Here is a 21412-nt window from a genome sequence, read left to right as displayed (position 1 = left end):
ACAAATAGGGGTGTATAAAATGCAAGATAAAAATTTAGAACAAATTATTCATATGTATATTCAAGATCATGTAGGTATTGAATTTAATGATGATACTGAGATTTTTGAAGAAGGATTAGTTAATTCTTTATTTGCAATCCAATTGATGACTTTTCTTGAAAAAGAATTTGCCATAAAGGTAACTATGGATGACTTAGATATGGATAACTATAAATCTGTAAATTCTATTGGTAATTTTATAAGAAATAAGCAAATGGTTCGGTAATGGACATGAAACAATACTTAGAGCCATCTCAATATAAAATGTATCAGAATTTTTTGGATTTTGTTTATGAAAATATAGAACCTTACGCTAATAGTTGGGAGATTGAACAGGGCATTCCATCAGACATAATAAAGACTTGTGCTAAAAATGGTTATTTAGGTGGAACACTTCCAGCAGAGTATGGTGGATTAGAATGGGATTATGTAACGTATGGGTTATTTACTGAAGCAATAGCAAGAGGTAGTGTCTCTCTTTCGGGATTATTTAATGTCCATACGATGGTAACAGAAACGATTTTAAAATGGGGAACAGAAAATCAAAAAAATCAGTGGTTACCATTACTTGCATCTGGTAATCAAATAGCTGCATTAGCCCTTACTGAACCTGGAGCAGGATCAGATTTAAATATGATTAAAACGAACTTCGATCAACACGGGGATAAATTAATACTTAATGGAGTGAAGAAGTGGATCACTTTTGGTGCAGCTGCTGATGTGTTTTTGGTATTTGGAAAACTAAATGGTGAACAACCAGTTGCCTGTTTAGTACCAAAAGATAGTGCGGGTGTAAATGTTACTCATATAAGAGATATGCTTGGATTTAAAGCTGCATATTTGGCAGAAATTGAATTCAATAATGTAGGAATACCTTTAGAAAATATCATTGGTAGACCAGGATTTGCTTTTACTTACCTTGCACCGTATGCTTTAGAATTTGGGCGTATTTCAATTGCCTTTGCTGCTCTTGGTGTATTACGTACTTGTTTAGAAATCTGTGGGAATCATGTATTACATAGAAGTGCATTTGGTAACTCTCTAATTGATCATGGCATGATTTCACATATGGTTACGGATATGGGAGTAGATTTAGAAGCTTCTATACTCCTTAGTTTAGAAGCTTGTAAGGCCAAAAATGAACATCGAGCTGATGCTACTGAAAAGATTATGATTGCAAAATATTTTGCATCGCGCTCAGGTACAAGGCATTCTACGAATGCTGTACAGATTATGGGAGCACTTGGTTGTAATGATAATTATTCAATATCAAGGTGTTTTAGAGATTCTAAAACAATGGAGATCGTTGAGGGGAGTAATCAGATTCATCAGCTATTACTTGGTAAGGGATTTGCTAAAAAAGCAAAACGCGCCATTGAAAAAATACCTGTAACTAAAGGAGTGATACAACCCGGATGAGTACATGTATACAGAAGCTGTTTGAAGAACAAGTAGTCCGTACGCCAGATGAGGTTGCTGTTATTTTTAAAAAGGAAACATTAACCTATAAGGAATTAAATGAAAAAAGTAACCAATTGGCTCGTCTTTTACGTGAAGGTGGAGTTGGACCAGATACAGTTGTAGGTATTATGGTAGAGCGATCTATCGAAATGGTTGTCGGAATTTTCGGGATATTAAAAGCGGGCGGAGCATATCTGCCGCTTTCCCCGAATCATCCATCATCACGAGTACAATTCATTATAGAAGATAGCGGTGCTAAATTAATACTGACGCAAAAGCAAATCCTACATCGTTTTCAAGATAGTTTGAAAGCTGATATGTTGGCTTTAGATTCGATTTCCTATGAAGGAAAGAGTGAAAATCTAGAGTGTATTAACAAACCCTCTGATCTTGTGTATGTAATATACACTTCCGGTTCAACCGGGAAACCTAAGGGTGTTATGATTGAGCATTTGGCCTTAATAAATCGAATTGAGTGGATGCAAGAGGCTTATCCAATTAGTTCAAAGGATACTATATTACAAAAGACCCCTTATACATTTGATGTATCCGTATGGGAGATGTTCTGGTGGGCCATAGTTGGAGCCAGAGTATGTATTCTTGCGCCAGGGATGGAGAAGTTTCCACAGGCCATTATTGAGACAACTGAAAGTAATGACGTGACAATTATGCATTTTGTACCATCTATGTTAAGTGCATTTTTACATTATCTTGATGTGACAGGTGAAACTAACCGAATAAAATCGTTGAAACAAGTATTTGTTAGTGGTGAGGCATTACTGTCTCAACATGTAAACCGTTTTAACAAGCTACTAAATTTCTCTAATGGTACACTTCTCACTAATCTGTACGGACCTACTGAAGCAACCATTGATGTGACTGCTTATGATTGTCCGACACATGAGATTACAGAAGGGAGCGTTCCAATAGGGCGACCAATTAGGAATATTGAGATGTTTGTTGTTGATAAATATGGTAATAAACTTCCGGAAGGCCATATAGGAGAATTATGTATCTCAGGTATAGGATTAGCACGTGGATATGTAAATAGGCCGCAATTAACGGCAGAAAAGTTTGTACAATATTCCCTTGATACCCGTATATATAAAACCGGTGACTTAGCTTTAATAAGATCGGATGGGAATATTGAGTTTCATGGAAGAATTGATTTTCAAGTTAAAGTTAATGGCCTTCGTATTGAGTTAGGGGAAATAGAATCGTGTTTAATGTCTTGTGAAGGAGTTTTACAATGTGCGGTAATTGTAAGACAAGAATCTGAGATGGTAGTTAAGTTAATAGCTTTCTATGAGTCAGAAAATGATATTGAGTTAGAGAGGTTAAAAAAATATCTACGCTTATTTTTACCAGATTATATGATACCTAACAGTTTTGTACGTGTAAATGAAATGCCATTAACGGATAGCGGAAAGATAGATAGAAAAGCACTTGCCTTATTAGGTTCCGATAAATATTCACACCATACCACACTTGTAGGAGGTTCTGTTAATGAGGAAAGCAGTAAAGATTCATAAAGAAGATATTGAAGATGTAATCGCCCTTACACCAGTGCAGGAAGGTATTCTTTATCATTATTTGAAAGAACCCGAAGGAAAGCTATATCATGAAGAACTTCGACTTTGCTTAACTGGAAAAATTAATATTCCAAAGTTTGAAGAGGCGTGGAATTATGTAACGCGGGAAAATGAAATGCTGCGTACAATTTTTCGGTGGGAAAAAGTTAAACAACCTGTACAACTTATACTAAAAGAGCATACTCCGAACATTATTTATAGTGATGGCAAAGTATCTAATGATACAGAAAGCTTTGATTTACAAACAGTTCCCTTTTCTATCGAACTGTGCCATTTGAACGAAGGCGAATATGAAATGGTTTTACGTCATCATCATATTTTGTTTGATGGTTGGAGTAATAGTATTATTTTACAAGAGTTTATTAAGGTATATCGAGAGTTAATAAAGGGAGATGTACCATCATCTATAAATAAAAAGAAATTTAAAGAATATATACTATGGCAACAAAAACAAGATAAATCAAAACAAAGGCTTTTTTGGGAACAATATTTAAATGGATTAATTGAACAAATAAATTTATCCAATAAAAATTCTAATCAACTAAAAAAAGCAAAAACATATGTAAAAGAGATAGATAAAGAGCGAAGTGATAGATTTCGAAGTTTTGCAAGTAATCAAGGTGTAACATTGGCTACATTATTCTATACAGCCTGGGGTCTATTATTACAAAGGTACAAAAATTCAGAGGACGTAATATTCGGTACAACAGTATCTGGGCGTTCAATTCCAATGCACGGTCTGAGTGAAATGGTAGGTTTATTTATAAATACACCACCACTTCGTGTAAGTGCTGATGGGAGAATGACTGTTTCAGATCTTTTACAAAGAATTCAAAGTGATGTCCAAAGAAGAACTGAATATGAAACGACTCCAATTGTTGATTTAAACGTGTCATTTGACACTATTATGGTAGTTGAGAATTATCCTCTTGATATAGAAAAGCTGAAAGAAATTGATGAAAGTGTAAGAATTTCAGGTTATGAAGTAAATGAAATGACCAACTATGATTTAACCGTCTCAATAGAGTGTTTCGATTCTATTAAACTTGCAATGATGTGGCCTGAAGATGTATTTGATGAATCCATTATTACCAGTATAACTAACCATTTTATACAGCTATTAGATTCAATGCTTTTAGATGAAGGACAACCAATACAAACTCTTAAAATGTTAGATGAGGCAGAAGAAAAGTTTTTGCTTCAAGGTGGTCAAAATCAAAGTGCTACATTCCCACACACAACACTTCATCAATTAATTGAGATGCAAGCTGAAAAGCATCCTGAGAGAGTGGCACTTACATTTGAGAATAGTGAGATGACTTATGGAGAGTTGAATGAGCGTGCGGATAAAGTGGCATTTGCTCTTCTAAAAGAAGGTGTAACTTTAGATTCTCCAGTAGCTGTAATGTTGGATTACTCATTTAATATGATTATCTCTCTACTTGGTATTTTAAAAGCAGGTGGGGCTTATGTTCCAATCGATCCTGATTATCCTCAGGAACGAATTGATTTTATTCTTCAAGATAGTGGTTCGAATGTAATAATAACCTCAAATTTATTTGAGGATAAAGTTAAATTTGATAGCACAAAGCTTTTTATTGAAGAACTCAATGAGACACCTATGCAAGATTTCGAGAGAGTAGATGTTGCCCCAAATAATTTAGCATATGTCATTTATACTTCTGGAACAACAGGACGTCCTAAAGGGGTTATGATTGAACATAGTAATGTAATACAACTTGTCATGCATCAACCAAATAGTTTTAAATTCTCTAGTGATGATGTGTGGTTACTATTTCATTCTTTCTGTTTTGATATGTCAGTTTGGGAGATATTTGGATCACTTACTTATGGTGGACGTCTTGTCCTGGCAACAAAAGAAACAATCCGTGATACGTATAAACTTGCCCAGTTGATTGCAGATGAGGGAGTAACGGTATTGAATCAAACTCCATCTGCATTCTATGTTTTTCAACAAGTAGTTGAAGAGATGCCTAAACTTGCTTTTAAAATTAGGTTAATTACATTTGGAGGGGAAATGCTGAAGCCAGGTTTACTGCAAAGTTGGTTTAAGCGTTCACCTAATACGGTCATAGTAAATATGTATGGAATAACTGAGACGACAGTACATGTTACTTATAAGGAAATTGGAGAAAAAGAAATGCACAGTAATCTTAGTGCTATAGGCGTGCCTCTTCCTACGTATTCGTGCTATGTATTTGACAAACATATGAATCCTACACCTAAGGGAATGCAAGGGGAACTTTATGTTGGAGGGTATGGAGTTGCGCGGGGATATCTAAATCGTCCTGAACTAAACAGTGAACGTTTTATACAGAATCCTTATAATCCAAGTGAAAGATTATATAGATCAGGAGATTTAGTCCGTATTCTTGAAAATGGCGAAATGGAGTATATAGGTCGTAGTGATCATCAAGTGAAGATACGTGGTTATCGAATTGAAACAGGAGAAATAGAACATCATTTACAACAGCATGCGGATGTGAAGGAAGCGGTAGTTTTATCTATTGCTTTTGGAGAGGAACAAGAACTGTGTGCTTATATACTAACTGATCAAGATATATCTCAAAATGAATTACGTTATTATCTTACTGACAAAATACCTTCGTATATGATACCTATGTATTTTGTACTTTTAAGTGAAATGCCATTAACTACGAATGGAAAAGTTAATCGTCGTGCTTTACCTAAGCCTACTAAGTTAGTACAACCAAATGATTTACTAGATGAGCTTGAAACAACGGTAGCTGATGTTTGGAAGGAAGTTTTGGGGGTAGAAAAAGTAGGGTTGTATGATAATTTCTTTGATGTTGGAGGGAACTCCTTAAAAATGGTTCGATTGTTTTCTCGTTTACGAAGCAAGTTTGAAAAAGAACTTACAATGCCTATGTTATTCCGATACCCAACGGTTCATGATCAAGCTTCCTACTTTAGAAGTGATAATGCTATGGAACACCAACCTGAAGAAGTTAAGAAAGAAAATCTTTTATCTATGAATAAAAATGATGTAGCAGTGGTTGGTATGGCGGTTCGTATGCCAGGCGCTTCTAATCTTAAGCAATTCTGGTCAAATTTAGAACAAGGGATAGAATCCATTCGTACATTTACAGATGAAGAACTTAGTGAGATGGGCATACCAAAAGAAGTGATTCAAAAACCTAATTATATAAAATCTAAAGGGTATTTAGAAGATGTAGATGCATTTGATAATGAATTTTTTGATTACAGTCTAAAAGAAGCTGAAATGATGGATCCACAACTGCGAATACTTCATGAATGCGCATGGGAAGCACTAGAACAAGCAGGTGAGGTTAATTCTTCTCATATGGATACAGGAGTTTATGTTGGAGGATCACCAAATTTCCACTGGCTTCGTTCTATTGCTAGTGAATCTTCTAATACATTAGAAGATTTCCAAGCAATGTTGTTAAACGAAAAAGATTTCTTTGCTACTCGATTGGCTTATAAATTAAATCTAAAAGGACCAGCGATTACAGTACAAACAGCTTGTTCTACCTCCTTAGTTGCTATTCAAAACGCATGGGCAGATCTTATTGATGGACGATGCGATATAGCTTTGGCCGGGGGAGTAAGTATAACTTATCCAACAAAAACAGGATATTTATATGAAGATGGTATGATTTTCTCACCAGATGGTCATTGTCGAGCTTTTGATAAGGATGCTCAAGGAACAGTGGGTGGAAATGGTGCTGGTATTGTAGTACTGAAAAGGTTGGAGGACGCTCTTCGAGATGGAAATTTAATACATGGAGTTATTAAAGGAGCTGCAGTAAACAATGATGGGTCCAATAAGGCTGGATTTACAGCGCCAGGGGTTGATGGACAAGCTGCTGTTATAAAATCGGCTCATGAAATAGCTGGTGTTAAGCCTGAAGAAATCTCATATATAGAAACTCATGGGACTGGTACGCAACTAGGTGATCCTATAGAAGTAGAAGCATTGAAGTTAGCTTTTGGTAAGCAAGAACCAGGTAGAGTTTTAATTGGATCAGTGAAGACGAACATTGGACATTTAGATGCTGCAGCAGGAGTTGGAGGATTTATAAAGACGGTCTTAGCTTTGAAAAACAAGAAAATTCCGCCGAGCCTTCATTATAATAACCCAAACCCTAGCATTGATTTTGGAAAAAATCCGTTTCGTGTAAATACGGAACTTATCCCATGGAAAGAAGAGGTAAGAAGAGCAGGTGTTAGTTCGTTTGGGATGGGTGGAACTAATGCACATATAGTGTTAGAGTCTGTTCCTGACAATGCTAAGAATTTTGAAAAACAATCTTGGAACTTATTAACTGTTTCAGCAAAAACAGAGGAATCCTTAGATAAAGCTACTAACGATCTATTATTGCATTTGAAGGAGAATCCAGAGATATCACTATCTGATACAGCTTATACATTACAAAAAGGTCGTCGTGAATTTCCATATAGAACTGCTGTAGTTGCTAATGGAATAGAGGATGCCATAGAAAAACTTGGTGATACGGGACTAGAGAAAACAAACGCAATGGAGAGTAGACCTTTAGCCTTTCTTTTTTCAGGTCAAGGATCACAGTATATCAATATGGGTAGAGATTTATATGAAAATGAACCTGTATTTCGTGAACACGTTGATCAAGGTTTAGCCTTACTCTCAAATTGGTTAGATATAGACATGAAAAATATTTTGTATCCTACAAAGGAGACAGAGGATAAAGCAACTGAACAGTTAAATAGAACTTCAATGACGCAACCTCTACTATTCACTATTGAATATGCATTAGCCAAGCTTCTAATGAATTGGGGAGTTTATCCAAGGGTCATGTTTGGCCATAGTATTGGTGAGTTTGTAGCAGCTTGTTTAGCAGAAGTAATGTCTTATGAAGATGCATTACATTTAGTAATGATTAGAGGGAAGTTAATGAATAGCGTACCAGAAGGCGCTATGCTAAGTGTAAATTTATCTGTTGAAGAATTAAAAACCTATATAACAGATGATGTAGATATAGCAGCTGTAAATTCCTCTCAACATTCAGTAATTTCTGGTACTGTACTTTCAATCAATAAGATTGAGGAATTACTTTTAAATCATGGAGTAAAGACAACGCGTCTATTTACTTCGCATGCTTTCCATTCTCGAATGATGGATGAAGTTCTAGATGCATTTGAGCAAGCTGTAGGAAATATAAAATTATCAAGTCCTAAAATACCTTATATATCTAATGTTACAGGTGAAATGATTACAGCAAATCAAGCCACATCACCTTCTTATTGGGCACAGCATCTACGAAGTACTGTTCAATTTTCAAAGGGATTATCTGAAATTTTTCATTTGAAAAATGTAATTTGCCTTGAGATTGGCCCAGGTAATGCATTATCAACTTTTGTATTAAAACATTTAAATAGAAGTAAAGATCAATTGGCTTTAAACATGTTACGTCATCCTCTGGATAAATCAAATGACTTCGAGCATTTATGCAAGCAAATGGGACGGTTATGGATGCAAGGTGGAACTATAAATTGGAATACTTTTAATAACAGTGAGAATAAAAGGTTATTAGATTTACCAACGTATCCTTTCATAAAAAAACGATTTAAAGCTGATCCATTTTTTAATACTCAATCCCAGAGTTTAACTCAGGAAACAAGAGGCCATAATAAACAGGCTAATATTAAAGACTGGTTTTATTTGCCTTCTTGGGAACGCAAAACATTAAAATCTATACAAATAAAGAAAGAACAAAAATATAAATGGCTTATTTTCAATGATCATCTAAATCGATTCAATCGACTGATAGAAAAATTAAAAAGAGAAGGTCATGATGTAATTGAAGTTAAAACAGGTGGTATTTTCTCTGAAAAATCCGACGGTTTATATACGATATGTCCATCTCAAAAAATGCATTATGAAATGCTATTTTCAGAATTAGAACAAAAAGATTTATTACCAAATAAGATTATACATGCTTGGAGCTTTAATCCAGTTAATGAGGTTATTCTCGATCAAGAGAGAATTGAACGATCAATGGATGAAGGATATTATTCGTTACTTTATATTGCACAAGCAATTGGGAAAATTAATTATGAGGGAGCATTACAGTTAAACATTTTTACTGACCGTATGTTTGAAGTTACAGGTACAGAGCTGAACTTAAAGCCAGAACAAGCTACAATTCTAGGCTTTTCAAAAATATGCAATCTTGAGTTTCAAAATATAAAATGTCGTACCATTGATATGGATACAGATTCTCAACAAATGTTTGAAGAAGCGGGTTTAATGGAGAGTTTTGTGGATTCTACTGATATAGTTGTAGCTTATCGAGGACGTCATCGATGGGCGCAAACGATTATTCAAAGTCCTTTTGAGGAAGAAGATGTAGAAATTGATAGATTACGAGAGGGTGGCGTTTATTTAATTACTGGTGGACTTGGTGGAATTGGATTTGAAATTGCAAAAGATTTAGCTAATAGAGTACAAAATGTCAAACTTATATTGATTGGCCGCTCAGAGTTCCCACCTCGTAATCAATGGGAACAGTACCTAGAAAATAAAGACGAGCGTATAAGCCGAATTATTTCTGATTTGTTGACAATGGAGTCTCAAGGTGCAGAATACATGATCCTAAGTGCTGATGTTTCCAATCAAGATGATATGAAACAGGCAATTGAAAAGGCTAAATCTCGTTTTGGTTCTATTAATGGCGTAATTCATGCAGCCGGTGTCGCTGATTATCTAGGTATTATGATGAATCGTGAAAAAGAATCTAATAATAAAATTTTAGCTCCGAAAATTAAAGGTACACTAGTGCTCGATGCTTTATTAAAAGATGAACCAATTGATTTCTTCGTACTATGTTCATCAATTGGTAATGTGGCGTATCATATGAAATTTGGTCAGAGTGGTTATAATGCAGCGAATGAATTTTTAGATGCATTTGCATTTTATAAGCGGGCTCATGATGGAGTGTTCACTGTAGCTATTAACTGGCCAGATTGGCAAGAGGTGGGTATGTCACTTAAGTCTGCTGAAATATGGGCAAAGCAATTTAATATGGATATGGAAAGTGTATTACATGATGGTGTAACTGTAGAAGAGGGCTTAAAAGTATTCCGTAGTATTATCAATAGAAATCAACAACAAGTTGTGGTTTCTCCAATAGATTTACATTGGAAACTTTTAAATGGTGCCAACTATTATAATGAACTATTGGAAAAAGGAAGTAAGAATAGATTAAAGCAGAATCGTTCAGATGTTTCAACAACATATAGACCACCAACTAATGAAATTGAACAACAATTATACGAATTATTAAAAGATATGTTTGGAATCGAAGAAATAGGAATCTACGATAATTTCTTCGATCTAGGAATGAGTTCTTTAGATCTTGTTCGTATTAATGTGAAATTAAAAGAGGCCTTTAAACGAGACTTACCTATAGTTGTTCTTTATGAGCATACGTCGATTAAATCTCTTGCTAAATATTTAAGTAATCAAGAAGTAAATAACAATTTAACAAATAAAAAAGAGTTATTGAAAGCGAAATCGGTTATGAAAAATACATTATCTGCTTTAAAAAATAGAAAGTAGTAAAGGGAGGGGAACAACATGATTAATAAAGAAGTAGTTCCGTCAAAAGTTGAGTTTTGTTGGGGATTACCTGTTATTCCAACACCACAAACAAAAGAACTTCTAGAGGAATATGTTAATCAAGCTAAAAGAGCTGAGAAGAATAACTTTGACTCGGTATTGGTTTCCATTGCACCAACATCTGTTGATCCAATGATAGCAGCGTCTATGATTGGAATGAATACGGAGTTTGTAAAGATTTTGGTTGCGCAAAATACAAACCAGATGCTTCCTACCGTAACAGCAAAAGCATTGAATACTTTAAATAGTTTAATTGGTAATCGTGCAGATATTAACATTGTAACTGGAAGTGCCTCGCTTGTCCTTGCGCGTGATGGATTACCAGAACCGCACCATGTTCGATATGCTAGGACAAAAGAATATATTGAGCTGTTACAACAATTAAGACGAGGAGTAACTAGCTATAAAGGTGAGTTTTATCAAGTAGAAAATAGTGATATTTATCCAAAGGAAGATCTCTCTCGAAGTGCCCGCTACTTTGTAGCGGGGTCCTCCGAGGAGGCAATGAGAGTAGCTGCAGAGTATGGTGATGCTTATATACTTTATGCAACAGACCGCAAAAGTCTTAGAGAACACTATCAAACAGTTAATAATTACGCTAAGCAATATGGGCGCGAGAAAATTCCAGGTGCTATTTTAGTAGACATCATTGCTCGTGAGACTTCGGAAGAAGCATATAAAGAAGCATATGAATTACTTGAGAGAACACCAGCAGCCTTAAAGAGGATGACTAAGCTATTTTTAGATAATGCAGATTCTGTTGGACTTCGCCGATATAAAGATTTAATTACAAAAGATAGTATGTGGATAGATGATCATCTTTGGGGAGGTCTAAGTTTAGTTAACCCATCTAATTCAATTTCTATAGTTGGTAGCTATGAGGAAGTCATCTCGACGTTAACTGATTTTTGGGAAATAGGGGCAAATTATTTTCTTATTACTTCTCAGATTAGTGAGCATGAAATTGAACGTATTGGTCAAAATGTTGTGCAACCATTTAAAAAGAAAATTGAAAAGTTAATCCAAGTTAACTAAAAGAGGGCTAAAAATATGAAGTTAAACATATGGTTGAAGTTTATCATTTTAATGACTTTAATAGTACTCCCTTATCGACAGGTGGAAGCGCAGGAAACGGTACAGTTTAATGAGAAGAAAATACAGAAGCATATAGAAGAACAAATATCTCAAGCGGGTATTCCTGGACTTTCAGTAGTAATTGTAAAAGGAAACGAAACGATTTATAAGAAGAATTATGGTTATGCCGATATAGACAATAAACGTCAAGTTACGAATGAGACGCTTTTCGAGCTAGGTTCTACTTCAAAAGCTTTTACGGCATTAGCTGTATTGCAGCTAGAAAAAGAAGGGAAAATTAAACTTAGTGATTCTTTAACTAAATATGTTTCATGGTTTGAAATGGAGTATAAAGGCAAACCTTATGAAATTACACTTTATGACTTATTACACCATACTAGTGGAATACCGGAAAAGGCCATTGGATATATTCCTATAACCAATGGCAAAGATTCTATTGAGAAAACGATTAGGAATGTTATGCCAATAGGACTAAACCGAGAGCCGGGTAGCAGTTTTGAATATTCTACGGTTAACTACGATCTATTAGGCTTAGTAATCGAGAAGGCAACTAATCAATCATTTGAAAGATATGTTCAAGATCATGTGCTATCAAAGTTGGATTTATTGAGTACATACGCTGGACGTGAGATGGCCCCATTAGATAACATGGCCCAAGGTTACAAGCGTAATTTCTTACAATCATTACCCTATGACGCTCCTAATTATAGGGGGAATACACCGGCTGGATATTTTATTTCAAATATAAATGATATGGAAAGATGGTTAAAATTACAGCTTGGGGTTGAAAAGCCTAGGATGTTTCCGGAGGAATTGATTAACGATTCTCATAAAGCGAATAGAAAGGTTGCCCCAGATAGCAATGGAGCTTCATATGCAGCTGGATGGGAGGTCTATCAAAGTGGTGGAGGGGAAATTTCACATGGTGGAAGTAACCCAAATTATTCATCGTATATTGGTTTCCGTGATGAGGAACAGATAGGGGTCGTAGTATTAGCAAATCTGAATAGTAATTACACTTACTATATCGGTAGCAGTCTTTTAAATATGATGATAGATAAAGAAGTTAAACCGTTACTCTATGATGAATATAAGAAAACGGATCAAATAGGAACAGCCTTATTTGTGATCTCATCTTTGTGTTTACTAACGTTATTGGTCATGTTATTTCATTTAATCAGGGAGATTATTTTTAGAAAAAGAAAGTTTATATTACCAACGGGAAAAACATGGTTACATATGGTATTAGTTGTTGCGATATATGGGCTAATGATTTATGCACTTTATCAACTACCAAATCTCTTGTTTGGGGGGCTTCCGTGGGCATTTATAAAAGTTTGGGCTCCTTCAACTGTTGTACTTGCAATATATGCAATTGCTGGGGTGGGTTTGGCCTATGTTATCCATACATTCTTAAATCTTTGTTTTCCAAGACAAAAGGGAAAGTCGCTTTTGACTTTAATTGTTTTGGGATTAATATCAGGATTTGGTAATGCCTTTCTCATTTTTGTGATTAATGAAACGTTTGTTAGATCAAATAATTTGGAAAATGGCTTGTTATTTTACTTTGTACTTGGAATCGTTATGTATGTCTTTTCACAACGTATTATTAGAACTAGCATTGTATCGTATACAAACGAGCTAGTTTATGAAAAAAGGATGGAATTAACAGATAAGTTGTTACAGACTCCTTATTACAAATTGGAGTTGATTGAGAAGGGCCGAATAGAGGCGACATTAAATAACGATACGGAAGTTATCTCTCGTTCTCTCAATCTATTAGTTACTGCTGGAACAAGTTTATTAACGTTACTATTTTGTTTTCTCTATCTTGGTGTAATGAATATGTATGCCTTTTTACTATCCTTGTGTATCATCTTTATTACTGCAGGGGTATATTCTTTGATCGGACGACAAGCAGATAAAGTTTGGAATGAAACAAGAGATATTCAGAATGTATATTTTCGTTTGATTGGTGATCTAAGACATGGTTTCAAAGAGCTTAGGCTTCATACTGGAAAACGAAACGATTTTCGAGAAGTTATGAATGAAAGCTGTAATAACTATCGTGTTAAACGAACGATAGGAGATATTAAATTTGCAAATGTGTTTGTTCTGGGAGAACTATTATTCATTTTTGTTATTGGTATTGTAGTTTTCGTATTTCCAGAAATTTTTGTTAATATGCCGAAAGAGACGATAAGTAACTATGTAATCGTTTTTCTGTATATGACAGGTCCAGTTAATGAAATACTGGGCGGTATCCCTCAGCTCGTAAATGTACGTATTTCTTGGCAACGTATTCAACAAATGGTGAAGAGTGTAGATCATATAAAGGCAAATGAGCAAATCGCGACAACAAAAGAGTACTTAGATGTGCCAATTTGTTTGCAGCTACAAAATGTAAGTTATAAGTATAAGAATAAAGATGGAGATTTTACTGGTTTTGGTATTGGTCCAATAGACATGGAGTTTAATTCTGGAGAAATAGTCTTTATTGCTGGTGGTAATGGGAGTGGAAAATCTACTTTATCAAAACTGATTACTGGGTTATATGAACCTAATGAAGGTAACATTTTATTAAATGGAAAAGAAATAGCTCCAGAGGAATTGAATCAATACTATTCAGCTATCCTGAGTGATTTTCATGTTTTTGATAGGCTATATGGAATTAATACAGAAGGAATGAAAGCAGAAATCGATCATTATTTAGAACTTCTCCAACTGAGTGACAAGGTTGGCATTGAGAATGGGCGCTTTACTACTACGCAACTATCAACTGGACAAAAGAAAAGGTTGGCATTGCTGGTTACGTATTTGGAAGATCGACCTATACTTTTATTTGATGAATGGGCAGCAGATCAAGATCCTGGTTATAGACGCTTCTTTTATGAAGAATTGTTACCTCAAATGCGAGCGAAGGGTAAATGTATTATTGCTATTACTCACGACGATCAATATTTTCATTTGGCAGATAAGCTTATAGTGATGGAGATGGGAACTGTGAAAATGAATAAAACAAAGGAGGCATTATCATGAGTAAGGAAATTAAATGTGTTGTTTGGGACTTAGATTGTACAATTTGGGATGGTGTTTTATTAGAGAGTGGTACAGTTACTTTAAAACCTGGAATTTATGAAATTATATGTGAATTAGATCGACGTGGAATACTGCAATCAGTTGCTAGTAAAAATAACTACGAAGATGCAATAGCTAAATTACGGGAATTTGGAATAGAAGAGTATTTTTTATATCCGGAGATTCATTGGAACTCTAAATCTAGTTCCATTGAGAAAATTAGAAAAAATTTAAACATAGGTATTGATACTTTTGTGTTCATTGATGACCAACCTTTTGAATTAGAAGAAGTACAGAGTGTTCATAATGATATTCTGTGTATACATGTAAATGAATATAAGTCGTTATTAGACTTGCCACGACTACAACCAAAAAGAATTACAGAAGATTCACGTCGTCGAAGACTGATGTATTTAGAAAATCTTAAGAGAACGAAGGATGAAGAAGAATATGAAGGCCCAAAAGAAGAATTTTTAGCTTCACTTGGGATGAATTTTGTGATTAGTGAGGCTCGTGAGGAAGATTTGCAGCGTGCAGAGGAGTTAACAGTACGTACGAATCAATTAAATTCGACTGGTATTACCTATGATTATGATGAATTAAACTATTATCGTAATCATCCAGATTATTTATTATTAGTTTGTGAGTTATCAGACAAATATGGCTCCTATGGGAAGATTGGTTTAACACTTGTAAAAAGGACGGAGGAAGCCGACTGTCTAAAACTTCTTCTCATGTCTTGTCGTGTAATGTCCCGTGGCGTTGGTACTATACTCCTCACATATCTAATGGAAAGGACAAAACAGGCAGGTAAACGCTTTTTGGCTGAGTTTCGACAGACTGACCGTAACCGTATGATGTTTGTTACGTACCGATTAGCTGGATTTAAGGAAACTAGCAACGAAAATGGAATATTAATTTTAGAACATAATCTTGAGAATATAAATCCTTATCCTCACTATATTAATATACAATTTCCGGAAACACCAACGGATGTGGATAGAGGGGAAGTGGAAATATGCAACAAACAATTGTAAAGCATTCTCTTACGCATCCACAAAAAAGAGTTTGGTATAATGAACAAATTTATCCAAACACATCTATGTATAACATCGGAGGGATGGTTCTTATTAATGGGGAAATTAATTTTACAATTTTAGAAAAAGCAATTCAATTATTCATTAAGAAAAATGATGGTTTACGTCTACGGATTTTTCAACAACATAGAGAACCCCACCAATATATATCACCATTTGAACCTACACCAATACGTTTAATTGATTTTTCTAATCATCATAATCCAAGTTTAGAAGCTAGAAAATGGGCCCAGGATGAATTTCAAAAACAAATTCCACTTGAAGGAGGCCCTCTGTTTGAATTTGTGCTCTTGAAAATAAGTGATGTAGAAAGCTCCTATTTTGTTAAGTTTCATCATATTATAGCTGATGGTTGGACAATCCAACTTATGACGAGTCAAATTATCGATTTTTACTCTAAGTTAAAGAATGATGAGCATATAAATGATACGGTTGAATCTACTTATCTGTCTTATTTACAAGCAGAGGAGAAATATCTGGAATCCCCTCGATACGTAAAAAATAAGAATTATTGGAATGAGAAATTTATGAATCTGCCAGATTTCTTTTTATCAAAAACATCTCATTCTCTAGAAGGGAAACGAAAGATATTTTTAATTGAAAAAGAAAAATCGGTTGCTCTACAGTCTTTTATACAAAAACATAGAATATCTATGAATACATTATTTTCAACCTTTATGCTTATTTATATTCATAAAATGTATGATCAATCAGACATAATCATTGGATCTCCTGTACTAAATCGTTCCGGTGTACTAGAAAAGAAAATAGTAGGTATGTTTACTAGCACAATGCCGTTACGGTTAAATGTGGATGAAGATGAGAGTGTTCTATCTTTCATTAAAAGAGTAAATCATGAAATAAAACAATGTCTATTTCACCAGCGTTATCCTTATAACTTATTGGTAAAAGACTTGCAATTGACTAGTAAAGGATACGATGGTTTATTTCAATATAGTGTGAATTACTATAATACAAAACTTAAAAATACTATTGATGGATTTTCTTTAGAAAACGTGGAGTTTTACAGTGGTTACCAAGCCTATTCATTGCAGTTAGTTATTAAGGAATGGGCAGATGAAGGTTTAGAAATTCAATATGATTATAAAGTCGCGGATTTTGAAGAAGATCAAATCAATTGTATGCATGAAAGGTTTTTAGCTTTAATAGAACAAGTTTTACGTAATGAAGATCAATCGATAAAAGAATTATCTTTGTTATCGGATGATGAGCAAAAGTTTATGTTAGAGAAATTTAACAATACAGCTGTTGTGTATCCGAAAGAAAAAACTATTCAAGAATTATTTGAAGAACAAGTAAAACAGACACCAGAAAAAATAGCAATTCAACATGCTGATAGATCAATGACTTATCTTGAATTAAATAAGAAATCTAATCAGTTAGCAAGAAAGTTACGAGAAAAAGGAGTCAAAAATGGTCAAGTCGTGGGTATACTAGCTAAACATTCACTTGAGATAGTAATTGCAATTTGGGGAGTTATTAAGGCTGGAGGTACATATTTACCTATAGATCCTTCCTACCCAGAGGACCGAATTCGTTATATTTTGAATGATAGCGGCACAACATTACTTTTAACTGACTATACAAATGAGGGTAATTTAGAATATTTAGGTGAGAAAATTAATATATGTGATCAGAAACTTTATGAAGGAGATAATGCCAATCTAAACCTAGTAAATGCACCCAATGATCCAATATATATAATTTATACCTCTGGAACCACGGGGAATCCTAAAGGAACTGTAATCACTCAATGTGGATTGGTTAACTATATTTCCTGGGCTAAAAAGAACTATATTAGTAGTGAAAATGATGTTTTTGCATTATATTCATCCGTTTCTTTTGATTTAACAGTAACTTCAATATTCACTCCTTTAATAAGTGGTTTATTGTTAGTAATATATCATGATAATGAAGATGAGTTTATTTTGTCAAAAATACTCAAGGAAAATGTAGTAACAGTGTTGAAAGTTACGCCTTCACATTTAGCATTGTTAAATAACTATTCACCCCCAAGAGTTTCATCTCTTCGCAGATTGATTGTGGGTGGAGAGGATTTGAAAACCTCAGTAGCCGAAAAGATATATGATCTTTTTAGCGGTAAAGTTGAAATAATTAATGAATATGGACCAACTGAAACTGTGGTTGGATGTATGATTCATCGTTATGATCCAGATCTAGATCGAAGAGCATCCGTACCAATTGGTACACCAGCTGATAATGTTCAAATATATTTATTGGATAAGAATCTTCAGCCGGTTCCTATTGGTGTAAAAGGAGAAATTTATATATCGGGTGATGGGGTAGCTAAAGGTTATTTAAATCGTCCGGATTTAACAGCGCAACGTTTTTTATCCAATCCATTTATTTCGAGTGAGAAGATGTATCGAAGTGGTGACTTAGCTGTCATGTTGCCAAATGGATTAATTGAGTATCAAGGACGGATGGATTCTCAAGTGAAAGTTAAAGGATATCGTATTGAAATAGGGGAAGTTGAGAATGCACTGTTACAACACAAGTCTGTTAAAGATGTAGTAGTGGTGAATTGGCAAGGTGAGGATAATTCAAATCATCTAGTTGCTTACATTGTTTTGAAAGACAGTGTTCAAAATATAGAAATACGCAGTTTTATTTCGCATATGCTACCAAGTTATATGATTCCTTCATTTTTTATCTATATGGATCAGCTACCGCTTACTATCAATGGAAAGGTAGATCGTCAAGCGTTGCCAGATCCGATGTTAAATAACGGTTCTAATCATACTCATTTAGAAGAAGTAGATGAAGATGTTACTGGAATGGTTAGTGAAGTTCTCAAGGAAATATTACAGACTGATAGAATCGAATTGCATAGTAATTTTTATCATTTAGGTGGAGATTCTATTAAAGCGATCCAAGTGAGCGCTAGATTACAAGAACTGGGATGGAAAGTTAGAGTTAAAGATGTACTAAATTATCCAGTTGTAAGTGAATTGGCAGCAATGTTAGTTAAACAAAAAGATGTTACAGTCTCACAAACATTGGTAACAGGAAAGGTAGAGCCTACTCCTATTATGCGTTGGTTCCTTGATCAACAGTTTAAGAACCCGCATCATTGGAATCAATCGGTATTACTGTCTTTGAAGAAGCCGGTTAAAGAAGAATATGTTAATAAGATGTTAAATACGATCATGCATCATCATGATTTGTTACGGTTAAGGTATGAGGATAAGCAGAATTACTTCTATTATGACGAAGATATGTCCATTGTTGATTCTAAGGTTACCATGTTTGATTTGTCTGAAATTCCAATTGAAATAGCTTTGAATCAGGTTCATATAAAAGGTGAAGAGTTAAAAGGAAGTTTAAATTTGAATGTAGGACCATTATTTAAAGGGGCCTTATTCCAGCTTTCAAATGATCAACAGTTGTTATTATTAACTGCACACCACCTTATTGTTGATGCTGTGTCCTGGCGTATTTTAATTGAAGATGCAAACCGATGTTTGAATAGCTTGTATTTAGGAGAAGTTCCATCGCTACCATTAAAAACTAACTCTTTCCAAGATTGGTCTGAAGCTTTAAATAGTCGAGGAGTTAATTTAGTACATGATGAATTAGATTATTGGGAATCCATAGATAACACGCTAGATAATAATTTTCAAATTAATAGAGAAAAAGAAAATAGTACTGTTGAAAGTTGTACGACTCTTACCTTTACATTGAATGCAGATGATACAAGAAAACTATTAACTACTGCAAATGTGCCTTACAATACACAACCAATGGAGTTGTTACTTGCTGTGTTGACAGAAAATTTAGGTAAATATACAAACCAAGATCAAATTAAATTTGAGTTAGAAGGTCATGGTCGAGAGGAATTATTTGAGCATCTTGATATTTCACGTACAGTAGGGTGGTTTACAACGATGTATCCTATTGTATTACAAGTTTCGCATAATATTGCTAATCAAATAAAGAGTGTTAAAGAAGAGGTTCGTAAAAGACCTAATAAGGGAATTGGATATGGAATTCTTAAAGAGAAGTTTCCTTCTTGCAAAGATTTAACTCAAAATATAATTCGTTTTAACTATTTAGGAGAGATAGATAATTCTCTCGGGGATGGATGGTTTACTATTGTTGATTATCAAAGTGGCAGTGAACAATCAAAAGATAATCATATTACTGCATTATTGGATATTGTGGCCATGGTTAAGAATAAAAGCTTAGAAATTCATGTGACATTTAGTACAAGTCATTTTCAAAAGAATTTTGTAGAAAATTTATTTTCAGATTATCTAGAACGACTACAGATATATATCCAATCCTGTTGTCAAATGCAAACAAAAGAATTTACTTCATCAGATTTTGAAACCTTAAACCTTAGTGATGAAGAAATTGATAATTTGTTTGATTAAACAACTATTTGATGAAAATTTTATTTAATAAAGGAGAAGTCACTTGAGAAAATTAATGAAAGATTTATCGCCAGGATTGAATAGTAACAAATATTTGGTTTGTGTTCCTTATGCTGGGGGCTATTCGAATTCTTTTTTACCTTTAAAGAATTATTTACCGAAAGATATAAAGCTTATTTCATTTGATCCTCCAGGCCATGGTCCTAATCTTTCTCCACTAGTTGATAACATAGATGATCTTGTTAATTTATATTTAATGGAGATGCAACCAATTTTAGAGGGAGAGGTTACATTATTTGGCCATAGCATGGGAGGAATTATAGTTCACCGTATGGCTCAAATTTTAGAAAGTAAGGGCATAAATCCTAAAAATGTTATTATCTCTGCTATGAATCCACCGGAAATAAGAAGAAAAACAAATCATTTAGATGATAAAGACTTTATAGATTATATAAAGTCTTTGGGAGGATTACCGGATGAAGTATTACAACATCAGGAGCTTTTAAACTATATCCTTCCAGTTATTCGATCAGACTTTCATGCCATTGAGAATTATATAAATGATGACACAACATTGTTGAAAGCGCCCCTATATATTATTAGTGGAACAACAGACTCTAATTATACAGTAAAAGGGGCTAAGAAGTGGGTAGAATGGGGCAATGAGGTTCATTTTCTAACAGTTAATGGTGGTCATATGTTTTTACTACATCAAGCTGACATCGTGGGCGAGTTAATTATGAAAATACTAGATAGGGTAAAATCTGTGAAGTAAAAAAATTAAGAGATGTATCTGAGTAAGAGAAAAGTGCATTTCTATGCTTTATGTGAAACTTCTATCGTTAAAGTAGCAATCTAACTGGTCGTCATTGGGAGTTTTATTACCGAGGAAGAAAACTCCCAATGACGAGTATGATTGTGCTCCCTCATGATAAAACGGATGGGTCTATGGGGAACATAACCACTAAA

9 protein-coding genes are annotated in these 21412 nt (G+C 34.3%); all 9 read left to right on the top strand.

The window, feature by feature from the left end; all coding sequences use genetic code 11:
• Positions 1–19: 19 nt before the first annotated feature.
• From MR168_RS07405 to MR168_RS07365, 9 genes are read left to right on the top strand one after another with little or no spacing between them, the layout of a single operon-like run.
• Positions 20–265, top strand: a complete 246-nt coding sequence (locus MR168_RS07405) for an acyl carrier protein (RefSeq protein WP_001152970.1) — start codon at positions 20–22, stop codon at positions 263–265.
• A complete protein-coding gene (locus tag MR168_RS07400; protein ID WP_086412042.1) occupies positions 265–1458 on the top strand; it encodes an acyl-CoA dehydrogenase family protein in 1194 nt (397 codons plus the stop codon). Before MR168_RS07405 ends, MR168_RS07400 begins: the two co-directional genes overlap by 1 nt.
• Positions 1455–3032, top strand: a complete 1578-nt coding sequence (gene zmaJ, locus MR168_RS07395; RefSeq protein WP_242291218.1) for a zwittermicin A synthase ZmaJ — start codon at positions 1455–1457, stop codon at positions 3030–3032. The genes MR168_RS07400 and zmaJ overlap by 4 nt, the downstream gene beginning before the upstream one ends.
• The gene (locus MR168_RS07390; protein WP_153578884.1) at positions 3007–10695 is read left to right on the top strand and encodes a non-ribosomal peptide synthetase/type I polyketide synthase; all 7689 of its coding nucleotides are present in this window, start codon (positions 3007–3009) and stop codon (positions 10693–10695) included. Before zmaJ ends, MR168_RS07390 begins: the two co-directional genes overlap by 26 nt.
• A gap of 18 nt (positions 10696–10713) precedes the next feature.
• Positions 10714–11790, top strand: coding sequence for an LLM class flavin-dependent oxidoreductase (locus tag MR168_RS07385; protein WP_000608549.1), 1077 nt, complete (start codon positions 10714–10716; stop codon positions 11788–11790).
• Between the two features lie 15 nt (positions 11791–11805).
• On the top strand, positions 11806–14889 hold the full coding sequence (locus MR168_RS07380; protein ID WP_000773395.1) for a cyclic peptide export ABC transporter: 3084 nt from the start codon (positions 11806–11808) through the stop codon (positions 14887–14889).
• The gene (locus tag MR168_RS07375; protein WP_086412039.1) at positions 14886–15965 is read left to right on the top strand and encodes an HAD-IIIC family phosphatase; all 1080 of its coding nucleotides are present in this window, start codon (positions 14886–14888) and stop codon (positions 15963–15965) included. Before MR168_RS07380 ends, MR168_RS07375 begins: the two co-directional genes overlap by 4 nt.
• Complete coding sequence (locus MR168_RS07370) at positions 15947–20443, top strand: amino acid adenylation domain-containing protein (RefSeq protein ID WP_242291217.1); 4497 nt, start codon at positions 15947–15949, stop codon at positions 20441–20443. The genes MR168_RS07375 and MR168_RS07370 overlap by 19 nt, the downstream gene beginning before the upstream one ends.
• A gap of 43 nt (positions 20444–20486) precedes the next feature.
• Complete coding sequence (locus MR168_RS07365) at positions 20487–21218, top strand: thioesterase II family protein (protein WP_228497266.1); 732 nt, start codon at positions 20487–20489, stop codon at positions 21216–21218.
• Positions 21219–21412: the final 194 nt, after the last annotated feature.

It is taken from the genome of Bacillus cereus group sp. BfR-BA-01356 (assembly GCF_022663635.1).
Classification (GTDB): Bacteria; Bacillota; Bacilli; order Bacillales; family Bacillaceae_G; genus Bacillus_A; species Bacillus_A cereus.
The sequence above is the reverse complement of the archived record's forward strand: the minus strand, read 5'-3'. Positions and strand labels throughout refer to the sequence as shown.